This is a genomic window from Streptomyces sp. NPDC058000, from assembly GCF_042886435.1.
Classification (GTDB): domain Bacteria; phylum Actinomycetota; class Actinomycetes; order Streptomycetales; family Streptomycetaceae; genus Streptomyces.
Genome location: NZ_JBHVQS010000060.1, coordinates 1 through 17,542, shown reverse-complemented (window position 1 = coordinate 17,542; position 17,542 = coordinate 1). Strand labels below are relative to the sequence as shown.

General features: G+C 72.2%; 15 protein-coding genes, 2 tRNA genes and 1 pseudogene. 13 read left to right on the top strand and 5 right to left on the bottom strand.

Annotation, left to right across the window (positions count from 1 at the left end):
- Positions 1-36 precede the first annotated feature (36 nt).
- The 3 genes from ACFVT2_RS35715 (at position 37) to ACFVT2_RS35705 (ending at position 1,015) form a co-directional block, all read left to right on the top strand.
- Positions 37-387, top strand: coding sequence for a WhiB family transcriptional regulator (locus ACFVT2_RS35715; protein ID WP_390024901.1), 351 nt, complete (start codon positions 37-39; stop codon positions 385-387).
- Positions 384-701 (top strand): hypothetical protein, encoded by a 318-nt coding sequence (locus ACFVT2_RS35710; protein WP_390024899.1) that lies wholly within the window; start codon positions 384-386, stop codon positions 699-701. Before ACFVT2_RS35715 ends, ACFVT2_RS35710 begins: the two co-directional genes overlap by 4 nt.
- A 113-nt stretch (positions 702-814) precedes the next feature.
- On the top strand, positions 815-1,015 hold the full coding sequence (locus ACFVT2_RS35705; RefSeq protein ID WP_390024897.1) for a hypothetical protein: 201 nt from the start codon (positions 815-817) through the stop codon (positions 1,013-1,015).
- Between the two features lie 3 nt (positions 1,016-1,018).
- Here the strand turns inward: ACFVT2_RS35705 and ACFVT2_RS35700 are convergent, their stop codons facing one another.
- Both ACFVT2_RS35700 and ACFVT2_RS35695 read right to left on the bottom strand, forming a co-directional pair.
- Entirely contained in the window at positions 1,019-2,473 is a 1,455-nt protein-coding gene (locus ACFVT2_RS35700) for an ABC1 kinase family protein (RefSeq protein ID WP_390024895.1), read from the bottom strand.
- A 34-nt stretch (positions 2,474-2,507) separates the two neighbouring features.
- The gene (locus tag ACFVT2_RS35695) at positions 2,508-3,647 is read right to left on the bottom strand and encodes a TOMM precursor leader peptide-binding protein (protein ID WP_390024948.1); all 1,140 of its coding nucleotides are present in this window, start codon (positions 3,645-3,647) and stop codon (positions 2,508-2,510) included.
- Between the two features lie 190 nt (positions 3,648-3,837).
- Here ACFVT2_RS35695 and ACFVT2_RS35690 point away from each other — a divergent pair, with 190 nt between their 5' ends.
- The gene (locus ACFVT2_RS35690; RefSeq protein WP_390024893.1) at positions 3,838-4,449 is read left to right on the top strand and encodes a M48 family metallopeptidase; all 612 of its coding nucleotides are present in this window, start codon (positions 3,838-3,840) and stop codon (positions 4,447-4,449) included.
- A gap of 108 nt (positions 4,450-4,557) precedes the next feature.
- A pseudogene (locus tag ACFVT2_RS35685) lies at positions 4,558-5,676 on the top strand (TerD family protein); the annotation flags it as partial.
- A 266-nt stretch (positions 5,677-5,942) separates the two neighbouring features.
- Here ACFVT2_RS35685 and ACFVT2_RS35680 read toward each other — a convergent pair.
- Both ACFVT2_RS35680 and ACFVT2_RS35675 read right to left on the bottom strand, forming a co-directional pair.
- Positions 5,943-6,485 carry an NUDIX hydrolase gene (locus ACFVT2_RS35680; protein ID WP_390024891.1) on the bottom strand — a complete coding sequence of 181 codons (543 nt, stop codon included), beginning with the start codon at positions 6,483-6,485 and terminating at the stop codon, positions 5,943-5,945.
- Positions 6,482-7,990: a zinc-dependent metalloprotease gene (locus tag ACFVT2_RS35675; protein WP_390024889.1), complete on the bottom strand. Its 1,509-nt coding sequence runs from the start codon at positions 7,988-7,990 to the stop codon at positions 6,482-6,484. The genes ACFVT2_RS35680 and ACFVT2_RS35675 overlap by 4 nt, the downstream gene beginning before the upstream one ends.
- A 190-nt stretch (positions 7,991-8,180) precedes the next feature.
- Between ACFVT2_RS35675 and ACFVT2_RS35670 the strand changes: the two genes are divergently transcribed.
- From ACFVT2_RS35670 to ACFVT2_RS35655, 4 genes are all read left to right on the top strand, one after another.
- Entirely contained in the window at positions 8,181-9,329 is a 1,149-nt protein-coding gene (locus ACFVT2_RS35670; RefSeq protein WP_100599895.1) for an SDR family oxidoreductase, read from the top strand.
- Between the two features lie 151 nt (positions 9,330-9,480).
- Positions 9,481-9,960 carry a molybdenum cofactor biosynthesis protein MoaE gene (locus tag ACFVT2_RS35665; RefSeq protein ID WP_390024887.1) on the top strand — a complete coding sequence of 160 codons (480 nt, stop codon included), beginning with the start codon at positions 9,481-9,483 and terminating at the stop codon, positions 9,958-9,960.
- 135 nt (positions 9,961-10,095) lie between these two features.
- Positions 10,096-10,299 carry a hypothetical protein gene (locus tag ACFVT2_RS35660; protein ID WP_390024885.1) on the top strand — a complete coding sequence of 68 codons (204 nt, stop codon included), beginning with the start codon at positions 10,096-10,098 and terminating at the stop codon, positions 10,297-10,299.
- Between the two features lie 67 nt (positions 10,300-10,366).
- Complete coding sequence (locus ACFVT2_RS35655; protein ID WP_390024883.1) at positions 10,367-11,461, top strand: PDZ domain-containing protein; 1,095 nt, start codon at positions 10,367-10,369, stop codon at positions 11,459-11,461.
- Positions 11,462-11,497: 36 nt separating this feature from the next.
- Here ACFVT2_RS35655 and ACFVT2_RS35650 read toward each other — a convergent pair whose 3' ends face one another.
- Positions 11,498-12,052 carry a PPA1309 family protein gene (locus ACFVT2_RS35650; RefSeq protein WP_390024881.1) on the bottom strand — a complete coding sequence of 185 codons (555 nt, stop codon included), beginning with the start codon at positions 12,050-12,052 and terminating at the stop codon, positions 11,498-11,500.
- A 214-nt stretch (positions 12,053-12,266) separates the two neighbouring features.
- Between ACFVT2_RS35650 and ACFVT2_RS35645 the strand changes: the two genes are divergently transcribed.
- The 4 genes from ACFVT2_RS35645 (at position 12,267) to ACFVT2_RS35630 (ending at position 17,514) form a co-directional block, all read left to right on the top strand.
- Complete coding sequence (locus ACFVT2_RS35645) at positions 12,267-15,080, top strand: UPF0182 family protein (RefSeq protein WP_390024879.1); 2,814 nt, start codon at positions 12,267-12,269, stop codon at positions 15,078-15,080.
- Between the two features lie 108 nt (positions 15,081-15,188).
- Positions 15,189-15,262, top strand: a tRNA-Met gene (locus tag ACFVT2_RS35640).
- A 208-nt stretch (positions 15,263-15,470) separates the two neighbouring features.
- A complete protein-coding gene (locus ACFVT2_RS35635) occupies positions 15,471-17,306 on the top strand; it encodes a tetratricopeptide repeat protein (protein ID WP_390024877.1) in 1,836 nt (611 codons plus the stop codon).
- 134 nt (positions 17,307-17,440) lie between these two features.
- Positions 17,441-17,514 (top strand) — tRNA-Met (locus ACFVT2_RS35630).
- The last annotated feature ends 28 nt before the right edge of the window (positions 17,515-17,542 follow it).

Genomic DNA, 17,542 nt, shown 5'->3' with positions numbered 1-17,542 from the left:
ACCAGCCGGGCCGGAACAGACGAGGAACACACCACAGTGCAACTCCAGACGCACACCCCGTCCGCCGCCGACCTGATCCCTCCGCCCGACCCCCAGGAGAACCCCTTGTTGCCCCTCACCGAGCTCGACGACGAGATCGACCGCCTCGGCACCGCCGTACCCTGCCGCACCTACGACCCCGAGGTCTTCTTCGCGGAGTCCCCGGCCGACGTCGAGTACGCCAAGACGCTGTGCCAGACCTGTCCGGTGCGCGAGGCCTGCCTGGCCGGCGCCAAGGACCGCCGCGAGCCGTGGGGCGTCTGGGGCGGTGAGCTCTTCGTCCAGGGTGTCGTCGTGCCGCGGAAGCGTCCGCGGGGCCGTCCGCGTAAGAACCCGGTCATGGCATGAACACCGCGCGCACAGGAACGATCGACCGTCCCGTCACACGGGATCCCCAGAAGCAGGACCCCACGATGAACCCGTCTTTCACCGAGACCACCGCCCCCGCGAACTTCGGCGCGATCGAGTCGCGTCAGAACAGGAACCTCGCCATGCAACTCATGCCAGAAGCCCTGGCCAGGGCCCATGTGGAACAACGCCTGTCGGAAGCCGAGTCCGAACGCAGAGGACATCGGCTCGCCGCCGCGCGGCGGATGCAGCGGCGCGCCGAGCGCGCGTCGCAGCGTGCCCGCCGGGCGTTGGCCATGGCCGTGATGCAGTGACCGGGTACCCCCGCACCGCACACTGATCCGTCGCTACCACGGGGTCCGTCCCACAGGACGGGCCCCGTGGTGCGTTGCATCCCGTTTCACAGTTCTCGTGGGGATATCGTCGGATGGTGGACCAGAAGACGCATCAACAGGCGGAGTTGGCCTCCGACGGCACGGTGTGTGCGCGCTGCGGCGCGGTGGCCGAGGGCGCCCCGCCGACGTGGATCTGCTCGGTCGAGAACGGCGAGCGCCGGTACTTCTGCGACCGCTGCGCCCGGGACAACATCCGTGCCATCGAGGGCCGACTGGACTCCAACTGGTGGTGAGGGTCAGGCCGGGCTCTCCGCCGGGCTGCCGGCGGAGCTCCCCGTGCCCGCCTCCTCCGCGGCCGTGTCCTCTGTCTCCTCTTCTGCCGCGTCCTCTTCTGCTGTGGCCTCGTCGGCTTCGGCGGGCAGGAATCCCGGCATCCACGCCTCCAGCTCGTCACGCAGCCGCACCGTGGCCCCCAGCTGACACAGCACCCCGATGGTGCTCAACGTCACACGGTGTATCAGGAGATAGGCGGGCGGCAGATTGAGCTGCTTGCCCAACTGGTGCGCGGGGGAGCGCGGATCGCCGATCCGGGCCGCCTGCCGCCGCATCCAGCCCCGGGTGAAGGTGAACGCGTCCACCTGCGCGGGCTCGATGATCGGCAGCAGGTAATCCAGCATCGCGTCCGGATCCAGCTCGATGGACTCCTTGACGAAGCCCTCCTCGCACAACATGCGGTAGACCGCGTCCGCCTCGCCGTCCAGCGCCATCCGCAGCGAGGTGCCGATCGTCGGCGGCAGCCCGTCGGGCAGCCGGTCGACCGTGCCGAAGTCCAGTACGCCCAGCCGCCACTCGGCCACCGGCCCGTCCGGCGACTGGCCGGGCAGCAGCCGGAAGTTGCCCGGATGCGGGTCGGCGTGCAGCAGGCCCGTACGCGCCGGACCGGAGAAGAGGAAGTGCGCCAGCAACTGCCCGGCGCGGTCGCGCTCCTCCTCGGTGCCGTGGGCGATCACCTCGGACAGCGGCACCCCCTCCAGCCACTCCGTCACCAGCACCTGGTCGCTCTGGTGCACCACGGCCGGCACCACCACGTCCGAGTCGCCGGCGAACTCCGCGGCGTGCGCCCGCTGGGCCTCGGCCTCCAGGGCGTAGTCCAGCTCCTCCGAGACCCGGTCGCGCAGCTCGGTGATGAGCGGCTTGATGTCCATGCCCGGGATCAGCGGCCCGAGCAGCCGCGCAAACCGGCTGAGCTGCGTCAGGTCCGACAGCAGCGCCGGGCCCGCCCCCGGATACTGCACCTTGACGGCCACCTCGCGGCCGTCGTGCCACACCGCCCGGTGCACCTGCCCGATCGATGCTGCGGCGGCTGGTTTGTCCTCGAACTCCTCGAACAATTCCCGCCAGTCCGCGCCGAGCCGCTCGGTCAGCACGGCGTGCACGGTGCTGGTCGGCAGCGGCGGGGCCGCTTCCTGAAGCTTCGTCAGGGCCGCGCGGTAGGGACCGGCGACCTCCTCGGGCAGCGCCGACTCGAAGACGGACAGGGCCTGCCCGAACTTCATCGCACCGCCCTTCAGCTCGCCGAGCACCTTGAAGAGCTGCTCCGCGGTGCGCTGTTGGAGCTCCCGGCCGACGATCTCGGCGGACCTGCCGCCGAGCCGTTTGCCCAGGCTCCAGGTGGCGCGGCCGGCGAACCCCAGTGGCAGCGCGGCCAGCTTGGCGGTGCGGGTGACCGCCTTGCGGGGAAGATCAGACATGCGCCCCTCCAACTCACACCGTCCCCTACCGGGGTTATCCCGTCATTGTTGCGTGTCGCGGCCGAGGATCCGAGGTGTCCGCCGCGTCCCGTATCGCGGCGGCACCGCAGCCGCAGTCGGGATGCGGGGCGATCCGCACCGTCCGAACGCTCGCACACGGCAGCGGGAGCTCCATCCGCGCCCCGGTGCACGGCGGCGGCTCGCCGTCGAGGAACGTCAGCGCCTGGGCTGCGGCGAGTCCCGCGACCGCCGTCGCCAGTGCGGCGTCGCAGGCCGGCACCGCCGGCGTACCGCGCCCCGAACGCCACTGCGCGAGCAGCCGCGGCCAGGCCGGTTCCGTGTCCGTACGGCGGAGTTCGTCGCAGCCGGCGCAAGCCGAGACGCCGGGCACCACCAGCGGGCCCACCACTCCCGTGCCCTCCAGCACACCCGCGTAGAGGTGCGGGATGCCGGCGGAGAGCAGGGGGGTGGCGAGAACCGGATCGGGGGCGTAGGCACCGAGGCCGTCGCGCGGGGCGAGCACCAGGAGGGAGATGCCGGGTTCGCCGGCCTCGGTGACCGGGCCGCCGGACCGGGGCCGGCGGCTCCACGGGGAGGACTCCCGGACCAGCCGGCGCGCGGCCTCGTCCCGCCGTACGCCGATCTGACCGGCCGTGGGCCCGCCCGGAACCACGTCCCACGGCGCGACCGTGCCGCCGTCCACCACATCCACCCGGCCGATCCCCGAGGCCGCCAGCAGTGCCGCGATCTGGGCGCCCACCCGCCCCGCCCCCTTCACCTTCACCCGGACCGAGCGGCGCGCCCCCAACTGCGCGAGCGGTCCCGCCGCCTCCGGGTGCTGCCGCACGGACAGCGCGGCCAGATCCGCCCGCAGCCGCTCGACGGCCAGCCCGTCCGCCCGCACGGCGCCGTCCGCCGGCCCGTCCGTCGCCGGTGCCTCCAACAGGCCGGCTGCGCCGAGCCGCTCCACCACCCCGCGCGCCCGCTCCGGCGCGACGTCCAGCGCCGCGGCCGCGTCGACCAGTTGCGGCAGCGAGCGGGTGCCGTCGATCAGCTCGATGAAGCAACCGGTCGCGAGGTCGACCGGGCCGACCACCCGGGCATGGGCCGGCGCCACGCCGAACCGCACGGTCTCCCGGTCCCGCCAGCCGCGCCGCAGCGCGGGCTTGAGCATCGGATGCATGTCATCCGCCCCCCGTTCCCTTTCGTCCGGCCTCCAGCATGCGCCGGCCGGGCGCCGGACCCGGAAGTTATCCACAGGCAGCGGCCGAGAGTCGTACAAGCGGTGCACGCCGGGGGCGTTCAGGTGGCGAACCGTCCGTGGGTCGGGACTTCCCCCAGTGCCAGCGGGTAACGTCGGGCGCGTGCCCGCCGACCCTTCCCCGCGCGGTTCCGGGGAGACGCCCCTGCGCCGTGCCGCCGACGGCCCGCGGCGGGCCGAACCGAGCCCGCCGGCCCGCCCGGTCGAGGTGCGCCGCAGTGCCCGGCGGCGCCGGACGGTCTCCGCGTACCGCGAGGGCGACCGCACGATCGTCCTGATCCCGGCCCGGATGTCGCAGGCCGAGGAGCAGCGCTGGGTGTCGGTCATGCTGGACAAGCTCGCCGCCCAGGAGAGCAAGCGGATGCTCGGCGACGGCGACCTGGCCGAACGCGCCGAGCGGCTCTCCGGGCAGTACCTCGACGGACGAGCCCGGCCGGCATCGGTCCGTTGGGTCACCAACCAGAACACCCGCTGGGGATCGTGCACCCCCGCCGAGGGCAGCATCCGGTTGTCGCACCGCCTCCAGGGCATGCCGGAGTACGTCATCGACTACGTCCTGCTGCACGAGCTGGCGCACCTCCTCGTCCCCGGCCACGGACCGGAGTTCTGGGGGCTGCTGGAGCCCTATCCGCGCACGGAGCGGGCCCGCGGCTACCTCGAAGGCGTGGTGGCCGCCGACCGACTGCCGCATCTGCCCGCGGCCCGCCGCCGCTGATCGCGCCGGCTGTCCCCCGACGCGCCCCGCCGCCGCGGACCGTCAGTGCCAGCCGTTAGCCTGGCGTGGGTAGGGACTCAAGGCGAGAGCGGGGGAGGGGCGTTGCCCATGGCCAGGGAATTCCAGCGAGGCCACAAGGCCAGGCTGGTCGATCTGACGGCGGAACGGGACCTGTATATCGGGGTGCAGATCGCCGGCCCCGGCTTGACCTTCGACATCAGCTGCTTCGGTCTGGACGCCGACGAGCGGCTCTCCGACGACCGCTACTTCGTCTTCTTCAACCAGCCCGAAGCTCCCGAGGAAGCGGTCCGACTGCTCGGCCCGCAGGCCGGCGACACCGAGTCCTTCCGCGTCGCCCTCGACCGCCTTCCGCCGTACGTCCGGAAGCTGACCTTCACCGCCGCCCTCGACGGCGACGGGCAGATGGCGCAGATCGGCCCCGGCTGCCTCCGCATCGTGGCCGGCGGCCAAGAGGTGGCCCGGTACCCCTTCACCGGCGGCGAGTTCAGCACCGAGCGTGCCGTGATGCTCGGTGACCTCTACGTCAAGGACGTCTGGCGGTTCGCCGCGGTCGGCCAGGGTTTCGACGGCGGGCTGGAGGCGCTGCTGACGAACTTCGGCGGCGAGGTCCTGGAGGAGGACGCCGCCGGGGAGGCGCCGGCTCCGCCGGCCACCGCGCAGGGCGTGCCCGATTTCACGCTGCCGCCGCCGGTTCCGGGGCCCGCCCCGGCCTCGGTGCCGCCCGCCTCCGCCGCGCCCGTCCCGGCGCCGCCGGTGCCCGTCGCCCCCGACCCGCGCGAGCCCGCGCCGTACCACCCGCAGTCGGCTCCGCCCCCGCTGCCGCAGCCGGCCGTCGCACAGTCCCCGCAGTCCGCCGCCGCGCAGATCCACAGTGCGCCGACGGTCATTGCGCCGATGTTCCCGCCCGGCGGCCCGGTGCCGCCCCCGGGTGTCCAGGGGCCGCCCCCGCCCCCGGGAATGCCGGGGCCTCCGCCGCCCCCGCCCCCGTACGGCCAGGCGCCCGGTGGCTTCCCGGCCGGCCAGCAGCCGCCCCCGCCCCCGCCCCCGCAGTACGGTCAGCAGCCGCCACCGCCGCCCCCCTACGGTCAGCAGCCTCCGCCGCTGCCGCAGTACGGCCAACAGCCCCCGCCGCCCCCGCAGTACGGCCAGCAGCCCCCGCCGCCCGGTGGATACGGCGCGCCCCAAGGCCAGCCCGCGCCGCTCCCGCCGCCCGGCGCGTACGGTCAGCCGGGCCAGCAGCCCCCGGGAGCCCCGTACGCCCCGTATCCGGGGCAGGGCGCGCCCCTCCCCGAGGACGGCGGTACGGGCCCGTGGCACCGCCCAGAGGGCCCGGGAGCCCCCGGCGCACCGCAGGGCGACCCGTCCCGAGGCCGCTGACCGGTGCGGCTGCGGCCGACCGCCGTGCCGCCCCGCTGTACACATGCGTCCGGCGCCCGCCCCGAGGAGGGGCGGGCGCCGGACGTGATGATGCGTCAGGAATTCGTGGACAGCAGCGCCCGGGTGTCCGCCACCAGGCGCACCACCGACGCGTCGGCGACCGCGGGCACCTCGTCGTAGCGGAACCACCGCAGGTCCAGTGACTCGTCGCTGATCGCCGCCACCGCGTTCGCGGGCGCCAACGCGGCGTACTGCACGTCCAGATGCACCGCGCAGGGCGTCCGGTGCCGGTCCAGCCGCACCGGTGCGGACCCCAGCAGCGTCAGCCCGTGCGCGATCCCGGACTCCTCACGCGCCTCGCGCAGCGCCGCATCGGCCAACGAGGCGTCCTCGGGCTCGCAGTGGCCACCCATCTGAAGCCACATCTCCAGCTTGCGGTGCAGGGTGAGCAGCACCCGCCCGCCGGCCGGGTCGATCACCAGCGCACTGGCCGTGATGTGCCCGTCCTTGCACGGCTTCCACATACCGTCCTGATGGGCCACGAGGTGGTCCAGATAGGCCAGCCGCAGCCGCTCCTGATCAGCCGACGGCGCGGGCCATTCCTTGAGCACCCGCGCCGCTTCCGCATGCAGACTCACTTGGTGCCGTCGCCCTTGCCCTCGCCCTTGCCCTCGTCCTCGGGGCCGCGCGGGTCGCCCTCGGCCGGGCCGTCCCCGGAGCCCTCGGCGGTGCCGTCCTCGGCCCGCTTGGTCAGGTCCGGGCCGCTACCGCTCGCCGCCTCGCCCAGCATCTTGTCGAGTTCGGAGAAGTCCGCGTGCTCGTGGTGCACGAAGCCGTCCGGGTCGTCCAGGTCGGCCGCCGTCGGCAGCATGTCCGGGTGTTCCCACAGGCCGTCGCGGCCGTCCAGGCCCCGCGCGTCCGTCAGGGAGGCCCACAGCCGCGAGGCGTCCCGCAGGCGCCGCGGACGCAGCTGGAGCCCGATCAGCGTGGAGAACGTCTGCTCGGCCGGACCGCCGGTGGCCCGGCGCCGCCGCAGCGTCTCGCGGAGCTTGTCCGCGGACGGCAGGTGCGGTTTGGCGGCGGCGTGCACAACCGCGTCCACCCAGCCCTCGACGAGCGCCAGCGCGGTCTCCAGGCGGGCCAGCGCGGCCTTCTGCTCCGGGGTGTCCTCGGGCTGGAACATGCCCCCTTGCAGGGCGTTCTGTAGCTCCTCGGGGTGCTGCGGGTCGATCTGGCCGACCACGTCCTCCAGCTTGGAGGTATCGACCTTGATGCCGCGGGCGTAGCCCTCGACGGCACCGAACAGGTGCGAGCGCAGCCACGGCACATGGGCGAAGAGCCGCTGGTGGGCGGCCTCGCGCAGGGCCAGATAGAGCCGCACCTCCTCCTCCGGGACGCCCAGTCCGTCGCCGAACGCCTTGACGTTCGCCGGCAGCAGCGCGGCCTTCCCGGCCGGGCCCAGCGGCAGCCCGACGTCGGTCGAACCGACGACCTCGGAGGCCAGCACGCCCAGCGCCTGCCCGATCTGGGTGCCGAACATCGCGCCGCCCATGGAGCGCATCATCCCGAGCAGCGGGCCCGCCATGGCCTGCATCTCCTCGGGCAGCACATCACCCATCGCCGCCCCGACCCGCTCGGCGAGCGGGTCGACCAGGTCCTTCCACACCGGCAGGGTCTCCTCGACCCACTCGGCGCGGCTCCAGGCCACCACGGTGCCGGCACCCGACGGGAGCGACGTCACCCCGTCCAGCCACAGGTCCGCGAGCCGTACGGCGTCCTGGACCGCACTCCGCTCACCGGAGGAGACGCTGGCGTCCTTGCTGCCGTCCTCGGCGCCCTGCGCGACGGTCTGCCGCGCAATGTCCTTGGCCATCTCCCAGTTCACCGGGCCGCCCTCGTAGGAGAGCATCTGGCCGAGTCGCTGGAAGGCGGCGCCGAGGTCACCAGGGTTCATCTGGCCGCCGGGTCCCCCCATGCCGCCGAAGAGCGCCGCGAACGGATTGTCCGCGTCGCCGCTCCCGCCGCCGAACCCGAAGGGGTTCGCGGGGCCCTGGCTACCTCCCTGGCCGCCCTTCTGCTTGCCGTTGTCGCCGTCCTCCGGCTCCTCCGGCGGAAGGCCGAATCCAAATGGGGTGTCACTCACGGGTTTCCTCGGCTCGTAGGGCCGCCGGCCCTACGCCGACGGCGGCTGCCCGACATCACCTCCAGCGTAGACACTCGCCCCGCCCTGGGGCTCGGTGCTTCGCTGTCCCGGTGGCTGCGGCAGGATGGATGCCACCTGGTACGGACGCGTCCGGCGCGCCCGTACTGAAGACAACCGCTGGAGACGCCCGGTGAGTTCCCCAGATCCGACCGTTCGCGCAGCGCGAAACGCTGCCGCCACAGCCGAACAGGCAGACCGCACCCCGGTCGACGCCGACCGGCCGCTGCGCCGCCCCGTCGTCGCCGTCACCGGAGCCGCCTCCGGGGTCGGCGCGCTGCTCACCCGTGCCCTGGTCGCGTCCGACGAGGTCAAGCAGGTGGTGGCCATCGACGAACGGCCCGGCGACGTCCCCGAGGCGCAGTGGCACGTGCTGGACGTCCGTGACCCCGCCATCGCCGACAAACTTCGCGGAACGGACGTCGTCGTCCATCTCGCCCTCGATCTCGACCTGGAGACCGACGCCACGGCCCGCACCGCCTACAACGTGCGCGGCACCCAGACCGTGCTGACCGCCGCCGCGGCCGCCGGCGTCCACCGGGTGGTGCTGTGCACCTCCGCCATGGTCTACGGGGCGCTGCCCGACAACGACGTCCCGCTCGCCGAGGACGCCGAACTGCGGGCCACGGCGGACGCAACCGGGGTCGGCGACCTCCTGGAGATCGAGCACCTGGCGCGCCGCGCCCCGCGCGCCCACCCGGGCCTGAACGTCACCGTGCTGCGCCCCGCCGTCCTGGTCGGCGGCACCGACACCGCGCTGACCCGCTACTTCGAGTCGCCGCGCCTCCTGGTCGTCGCCGGGTCCCGCCCGGCCTGGCAGTTCTGCCACGTGGAGGACCTGGTCAGCGCCCTGGAGCACGCCGCCCTGGAGAAGGTCGAGGGCGAGCTGGCGGTGGGCTGCGACGGCTGGCTGGAGCAGGAGGAGGTCGAGGAGCTCTCCGGCATCCGGCGCATGGAGCTGCCGTCCTCAGTGGCGCTGGGCGCCGCCGCCCGGCTGCACCGGATCGGCCTGACGCCGTCGCCCGCCGGGGACCTCGCCTACACCATGCACCCCTGGGTGGTCAGCGGCAGTCGACTGCATGACGCGGGCTGGCGGCCCCGGTGGACCAACGAGGAGGTCCTCGCCGAACTGCTGGAGGAGGTCGCCGGACGGCACACGGTCGCCGGCCGCCGGCTCGGCCGCAAGGACGCCACCGCCGCCGGCGCGGCCGGTGCCACCGTCGCCCTCCTGGGTACCGCGGCCCTGGTCCGCCGCGCCCGCAAGGCCCGCCGCCGCATCTGACGCCACCGGGGCCGCCGACCGCCGACCGTCCCGTAGGCCGGTGGGGTCGGCGCACCAGGGCCGTGGACTGTACGAGCCTCCATACCGGGCCCCTGCCGCCCGGTGGAAACGGCCATTCCCCGAGGCGTACCCGGTACGGCACGATGGGACCATGTCTGGTACGCACACCCGCCCGTCCACCGGCCGAGACCACCCTGGTGAGCAGGGCACCGCGGACCCCATCCGGCTCCTGGAGATCCGCGACGACGCGCTGTCCGTGGACGAGGTCTTCGCGGCCGTCGGGGACCAGGCGGCGGGCGGCACCGCACTCTTCGTCGGCACCGTCCGCTCGCACGACGGCGGCTCGGACGTCGACGGACTGGGCTACTCCGCACACCCGACCGCCGGGGAGGAGCTGCGCCGGGTAGCCGAGAAGGTCGTCGCCGACTATCCGGTCCGCGCGCTGGCCGCCGTCCACCGGGTGGGCGATCTGGCCATCGGCGATCTGGCCGTGGTCGTCGCGGTCTCCTGCCCCCACCGCGCCGAGGCGTTCGCCGCCTGCCGCAAGCTGATCGACGACCTCAAGCACGAGGTCCCCATCTGGAAGCACCAGACGTTCTCGGACGGGACAGAGGAGTGGGTGGGCGCGTAGCCGTCCCCTTCTGAGGCTGAACCGGTATCCCGAGTTCCGGTTGCGTAACCGGCTCCCCGGCACCAGCGTTGACCTGGCAGATGGTTAATCTGCTTATTTGTCGATCGCGGGCGCGCAAGGGGTAGGGAGGTCGCCATGGGAGCGCTCCTCTGGCTGCTGATTCCGGTGCTGGCCGGGCTGATCGCTGCACTGTGGAGCAGCTGGGCCATGCGCAACCGCCGGACCGGGGACGTCGCCGAGCTGGCGGGCTATGCCCGGTTCCGCGCCGCGATGGAGAAGGAGCACGCCGCTCCCGCCTCCGCCACGACCGCCCCCGAGCACGCCTCGGAACCGGCCTGACGCCTCCGGTGCCCCGTCCGGACGGCCCCGCGGGCCGGTTGTCATACCCGTCCCGTACTGTCGTTCCATGCCACGCCGCACCGCGACGCTGCTCGCCTCGACCCTGATGCTGATCGCGCTGCTCTGTGCCGGGGTGCTGATTCCCGTTCCGTATGCCGAGATGTCGCCGGGGCCGACGGTCAACACCCTCGGTGATCACAACGGTGAGCCGGTGCTCCAGATCTCCGGCCGGAAGACCTATCCGACGACCGGCAACCTCAACATGACCACGGTCCGGGTCACCGGGCCGGACTACAACATGAACCTCTTCGAGGCGGTCTACGGCTGGCTGGACCCGAGCAGTGCGGTGGTGCCGCACAAGACGCTCTACCCGGAGGGCCAGACGGCCGAGCAGGCCGATCAGCAGAACGCCGAGGAGTTCACCCAGTCCCAGGAGAGCGCCAAGACCGCCGCGCTCCAGCAGCTGCACATCCCGGTCGCCAGTCAGACCGTCGTGGGAGCCGTCGTCAAGGACAAGCCGGCCGACGGGCTGCTGCACGCCGGCGACGTGATCAAGGCGGTGGACGGCAAGAACGTCCAGCAGACCGGCGACGTCGCCAAGTTCGTCACCCGGCACAAGCCGGGCGAGAAGGTGGTCTTCACCGTCATCCCCGCCAAGGAGGCGGCCGCGGCGGAGAAGCAGGGCAAGCGGCCGGAGGGCCCCGGCAAGCAGATCCCGATCACCACTGCGGCGGACAGCGGCCGTGCGGTGGTGGGCATCCAGGCCCAGGTGGACCACATCTTCCCGTTCCCCATCGACGTGAAGCTCGCTGATGTCGGTGGCCCGAGCGCCGGCCTGATGTTCGCGCTCGGCATCGTCGACAAGCTCACTCCCGGTGGGAATCTGACCGGCGGCAAGTTCGTCGCCGGCACGGGCACCATCGACGACCAGGGCAAGGTCGGCCCGATCGGCGGCATCTCGATGAAGACGATCGGTGCGCGGGACAAGGGCGCGGAGTTCTTCCTGACGCCCAAGGAGAACTGCGCGGCCGCCGCGAAGGACACCCCCAGCGGGCTCCGCCTGGTCAAGGTCGGCACCATAGGAGACGCGGTGCAGGCGCTGGAGAAGATCCGCAAGAACGACACCGCCGGCCTGCCGAGCTGTAGCCCAGCAGGCCGGTAGCGGGGGTTGACCGGCGGGCCGTCCGGCCCGCCGCGGCTATTCCTCGAAGGTCGCCGCCAGTGCGTCCGCGAGGCCGGGGACGAGCGCCTTGCCGGTCAGCACCTCGGAGGTGGAGTCCTTCTCGCGCAGCCGCAGCGCCGATTCGCGGGCGCCGTCCCGGAGGACGGCCACCGTCATCCGCACCTCCTGGCGCTCGGGGTGCTCGGCGACCCACTTGGCGAGTTGCTTCTCGGTCATGCCCGCCGGCTCGGCCTTCTCGGCGGACGGCGGGAGCATCAGGCGCTCCACGGTCAACGCACAGCCGACGACGGCGTCCGGCCAGGCGATGGTGGCGAGGAACTCGTCCAGCGGTGTGCCGGCCGGGATCTCGTCCTGCTCGATGGGGGTCAGGGAAGTGTCGGCGGACTCGTCGATGCCCAGTTGGGCGGCGAGCGAGGGCTCCTGCGTACGGAGCTTGGCGGTGTCGACGAGGGCGAACAGACGGGCGGGCTGATCCCAGCCGAGTCCGGCGGTGTACTCGTCGATTTCGAGTACCGCGCGGGTCAGCGGGTCGGCGGCCAGGGGGGTGCCGTCAACGGGGAGGTTGGTCATGCCCAACATCGTGCCTTGTGAACCCCGGAAATCGGGAACCGAGTAAAGCCGTCGTAAGTTGCATCACTGGGTCCTACTATCGCCGGGCCTGCCCCACACGACAGCGAACTTCGAGGTGCGCACCTTGGCTTTCCAGATGCCGGACCGCGGCGGAGGCCCCACCGGGCCACGGATCAGAGTCGGCCGACCGTCGCGACGGCTGCGGACCCTGCTCATGACGTTGGGCGTGCTGGCCGTATTGGCCATGCTCTTCGTGATGTTCTCGGGATTCTGGACCGACTGGCTCTGGTACCGGTCGGTCCACTTCTCCTCGGTCTTCACCACCACCCTGTGGACCAAGATCGGTCTGTTCTTCGCCTTCGGCGTCGTGATGGCGGTCGCCGTCGGCGTCAACATCTGGCTGGCGCACCGGCTGCGGCCGCCGCTCAGCGCGATGTCCACGGAGCAGCAGAGCCTGGACCGCTACCGCATGGGCGTCGCCCCGTTCAAGAAGTGGGCGCTGGTCGCGGTCACCGCGGTGATCGGGCTGATCGCCGGGGCCTCCGCCTCCGGTGAGTGGAGCACGTGGCTCCAGTGGGTCAACGGTGTCCCGTTCGGCACGACGGACCCGCAGTTCCACAAGGACGTCTCGTTCTACGCCTTCGATCTGCCCTGGTACCGCTTCCTGTTGAGCTTCGGCTTCGCCTGTGCGGTGCTGTCCCTGGTGGCCGCCGCGCTCACCCACTACCTCTATGGCGGGCTGCGGCTGACCAGCCCCGGTTCGCGGGCGACCGCCGCCGCCACCGGCCATCTCTCGGTGCTGCTGGGCATCTTCGTCTCCCTGAAGGCGATCGCCTACTGGCTCGACCGGTACGGCCTGGCGGTGAAGTCCAGCGGCCTGAAGTCGGCCGACAACTGGACCGGTCTGCGCTACGTCGACGCCAACGCCTATCTTCCGGCGAAGACGATCCTGTTCTTCATCGCGGCGATCTGTGCGGTCCTGTTCTTCGCCACCCTCTGGCGGCGCACCTGGCAGCTGCCGGTGATCGGGTTCGGCCTGATGGTGCTCTCCGCCGTCCTGATCGGCGGGCTGTACCCGGCGATCGTCCAGAAGTTCCAGGTCCAGCCGAACGAGCAGGCCAAGGAAGCGCCGTACATCAAGCAGAACATCAAGGCGACCCGGGACGCGTACGACATCCAGGACTCCAAGGAGACGCCCTACAAGGGCAACAACAAGCCGGCCACCAAGGAGGACGGCCAGCGGCTCCGGGACGAGGCGGACACCACCGCCAGCATGCGCCTGCTCGACCCGAACGTGGTCTCGCCGGCCTTCCAGCAACAGCAGCAGGTGCGGTCCTACTACCAGTTCCCGTCCACCCTGGACGTCGACCGGTACAAGGACAAGGACGGCAAGGAGCAGGACACCGTCATCGGCCTGCGCGAGCTGAACATCGCCGGCATCCCCGAGCGCAACTGGATCAACGACCACTTCAAGTACACCCACGGCTACGGCGCGGTCACCGCCAAGGGGACCGAGACCGCCGACGGCGGCGGCCCGCAGTACACCGAGTCGGACCTGCCGTCCAAGGGCCAGCTCCCGCCGCACGAACAGCGCGTCTACTACGGCGAGAAGACCACCCAGTACTCCATCGTGGGTGGGCCGCAGCAGGAGCTGGACTACTCCGACGACAGCGGTGAGAAGAGCTACCGCTACCAGGGCAAGAGCGGGGTCAGCCTCGCCAACCCGATCAACCGCGCCGCGTACGCGGTGGCGTTCGGGGAGCCGCAGATCCTGTACTCCGGCGCCATCGGTGACGGCTCGCGGATCCTGTACAACCGCACGCCCAAGGAGCGCGTCGAGTCCGTCGCCCCCTGGCTGACCATCGACGGAGACGCCTACCCGGCGGTGATCGACGGCCGGATCCAGTGGATCGTGGACGCGTACACCACCAGCAACGGCTACCCGTACGCCTCGCGCACCACCCTCGGGGACAGCACCGCCGACTCGCTCACCGACGGCCAGCGGGCGGTGGTGGCCCAGCAGAACCAGGTCAACTACATCCGCAACTCCGTCAAGGCGACGGTCGACGCGTACGACGGCACGGTCAAGCTCTACCAGTGGGACACCAAGGACCCGGTCCTCAAGACCTGGATGAAGGCGTTCCCCGGCACGGTCGAGAAGAAGAGCGCCATCAGCCCGGACCTGCAGGCCCACCTGCGGTACCCGCAGGACCTCTTCAAGGTGCAGCGCCAGCTGCTGACCACGTACCACGTCACCGACCCGGGCACCTTCTACACCGGTTCGGAGCGCTGGCAGATCCCCAGCGACCCGACCACCAAGTCGGGCAACGCGGTGCCGCCGTACTACCTGAGCATGAAGATGCCCGACCAGAAGGAACAGGCGTTCTCGCTGACGACGACCTTCACGCCCAACAAGAAGGACAACCTGGGCGCCTTCATGGCGGTCGACGCCGATGCGACGAGCTCCGACTACGGCAAGATCAGACTGTTGAAGCTGCCCGCGCAGACACCGGTGCCGGGCCCGCAGCTGGCCCAGTCGAAGTTCAACTCCGACCCGACGATCGCCAATGAGCTGAACATCCTCAAGAAGTTCGGCGACTCGGAGATCGAGTACGGCAACCTGCTGACCGTCCCCCTGGACGGCGGGCTGCTCTACGTCGAACCGGTCTACCTGCGCGGCGCCAACACCAACTACCCGCTCCTGAAGAAGGTGTTGGTGAGCTACGGCGACAGCAAGCCCGTCCTGGAGAACAGCCTCAAGGACGCGCTCGACGTCGTCTTCGGCAAGAAGGCGCCGAGCGCGGGCTCGGAGACCCCGCCCGGCGGCGGCCAGACCGGCGAGCAGCCGCCGCCGTCCGGCCAGAACGTGCAGCAGGCCCTGACGGACGCCGAGAAGGCGTACGACGACGGCGAGAAGGCACGGGTGGCCGGCGACTGGGGCGCGTACGGCGAGGCCCAGAAGAAGCTGAAGGCCGCGCTGGACCGGGCGGCCAAGGCGTCCGAGAAGGGCGCCAAGTCCGGCAGTTGAGCCGCTGCCACGGACCGAGGTCCGGTGGCCGTCGGTGCGAACCGGCGGCCACCGGGAACTGTGTGTCAATAGTGGCCCCCGTGACGTGATAGGTTGAAGTCACAACGGCGCGGGGTGGAGCAGCTCGGTAGCTCGCTGGGCTCATAACCCAGAGGTCGCAGGTTCAAATCCTGTCCCCGCTACTGAAAGACCAAGGCCCGGATTCCTTGAGAATCCGGGCCTTTGTCATGCGTTCGGGTCAAAGCTCGTCCGGGGCGGGTCGGACAACCCATGGGGGAAAGTCGTGTGCTTGAGTTTGGGATGTCGCCGTGTCGGGAAGTCGACAAACCGCTGAAGTGACCTCACCGGCTGCGGTATACCAGGTGTACGCGGGTTACAGGTGATGCGACGATGGTTCTTATGGGGGACAAGGCAAGGTTGTTGGAGACGGACCGGTTTGTGCAGGCGCCCGATGAGGGGCGCGATTCCGAGATGGCGATGGACGCGATGGAGGCCGACGGCACGGCCGAGGCGTCCGACGCGGTGACCGAGTCCGGGTACCGCCGCGCCGCCGAGGCGGGCGACACCGCCGCCATGAGCGCACTGGGTGCGATGCTGCTGCGCCGCGCCGACCTCGATGGAGCCGAGTCGTACCTCCGCTCCGCAGCCGCCGCCGGGGACCGGGCCGCGGCCAACAACCTCGGCGTCCTCCTCCACCAGCGGGGCTACGCCGACGAGGCCGCCGGCTGGTGGCGGATCGCCGCCGTCGCCGGATCCGCTGCCGCGGCGCACGCCCTGGGGCGCCACTACCGCGAGCGCGGTGACGAACCGGCCGCCGAGTACTGGCTGCGCCAGTCCGCCGAGTCCGGCCACTACCTGGGCGCGTACGCCCTCGCCGACCTCCTGGAGCACCGCGGGGACATCGGCGCCGAGCGCTGGTTCCGGGCCGCCGCCGAGCGCGGCCACCGCGAGGCCGCCTACCGGCTCGCCCGGGTCATCGAGGACGGCCGCGACGCCGACCGCCGGACGGTGCCTGCCTACGGGGAGTTGACCCAGCAGGCCGAGGCCGAGCAGTGGTACCGGCAGGCCGCCGCCCGCGGCCACCGGCGGGCCGCGCTGCAACTCGGCGCGCTGCTGGAGGAGCGCGGCGACATCCAGGAGGCCGGCCGCTGGTACCTCTCCGCGGCCAAGGACGGCGAGGCCCGCGCAGCCTGCGCACTGGGCTTCCTGCTGCGTGACGCCGGGGACGAGGAGAGCGCCGCGGAGTGGTGGCGGCGGGCGGCCCAGGACGGCGACGGAAACGCCGCCAACGCCCTGGGCGCGCTCCACGCCGACCGCGGTGAACTCCAGACCGCCGAGCGCTGGTACCGCGCCGCGCTGGACGCCGGGGACGTCAACGGCGCCTACAACCTCGGCCTGCTCTGCGCCGAGCAGGGTCGCCCCGGCCGGGGCGAGCAGTGGTACCGCCGCGCCGCCTACGCCGGCCACCGCGAGGCCGCCAACGCGCTGGCCATCCTGCTGCTCCAGCGCGGCGACGCCTCCGGGGCCGAGCCGTGGTTCTCCAAGGCGGCCGAAGCCGGCAGCGTGGACGCCGCGTTCAACCTCGGCATCCTGTTCGCCGGGCGCGGCGAGGAACGGCTGGCGCGCTCCTGGTACGAGCGGGCGGCGGCCGCCGGGCACACCGAGGCGGCGCTCCAGGTCGCCATAGCGCAGCTGCGCGACGGCGACCTCCCGGACGCGGAGCGGAACCTGCGCTGCGCGGCCGGCGGCGGCAGTGCCGAGGCGGCCTTCCGGCTCGCCGACCTCCTCGACCGCCGGTCCGTGGAAGCGGACGACGAGCGGTCCGGGGAAGACGAGAGCCGGCAGTGGTACGAGCGGGCCGCACGGCAGGGTCACCGCCGCGCCCAGGTCCGGGTTGGCATGTTCGCGGCGGCTCGCGGGGACGCCGTCGAGGCGGCGGCCTGGTACCGCGAGGCGGCCGAGGCCGGTAGCCGCAACGGCGCCTTCAACCTCGGGCTGCTGCTGGCCCGCGAGGGCAGCCTCCCCGAGGCCGCCCTGTGGTGGCAGCGCGCCGCCGAGAGCGGGCACGGCCGGGCGGCGCTGCGGTTGGCGCTGATCGCCGCCCGTCGTGGGGCGCTCGGGGAGGCCCAGCGCTGGTGCGCGCGGGCCGTGGATCTCGGGCCGCCGGAGGTGGCGGAGCGGGCGGCCCGGCTGCGGACGGCGCTCCAGGAGGAGCTGAGCGCCTGACGCCGGCGGGCGAGGCCGGTGACTCCGGTGCCCAGGGCGCGGTCGATCGGGCCGGGTCCTGGGCCCTGTTCCCGGGCGGGGCGGAGGGAATTTGCGCTGGTCGTCGGGGGTGGGTTACAGTAAACCCACAACGGCGCGGGGTGGAGCAGCTCGGTAGCTCGCTGGGCTCATAACCCAGAGGTCGCAGGTTCAAATCCTGTCCCCGCTACTTAAGTCGAAGGCCCGGATCCTCAAGC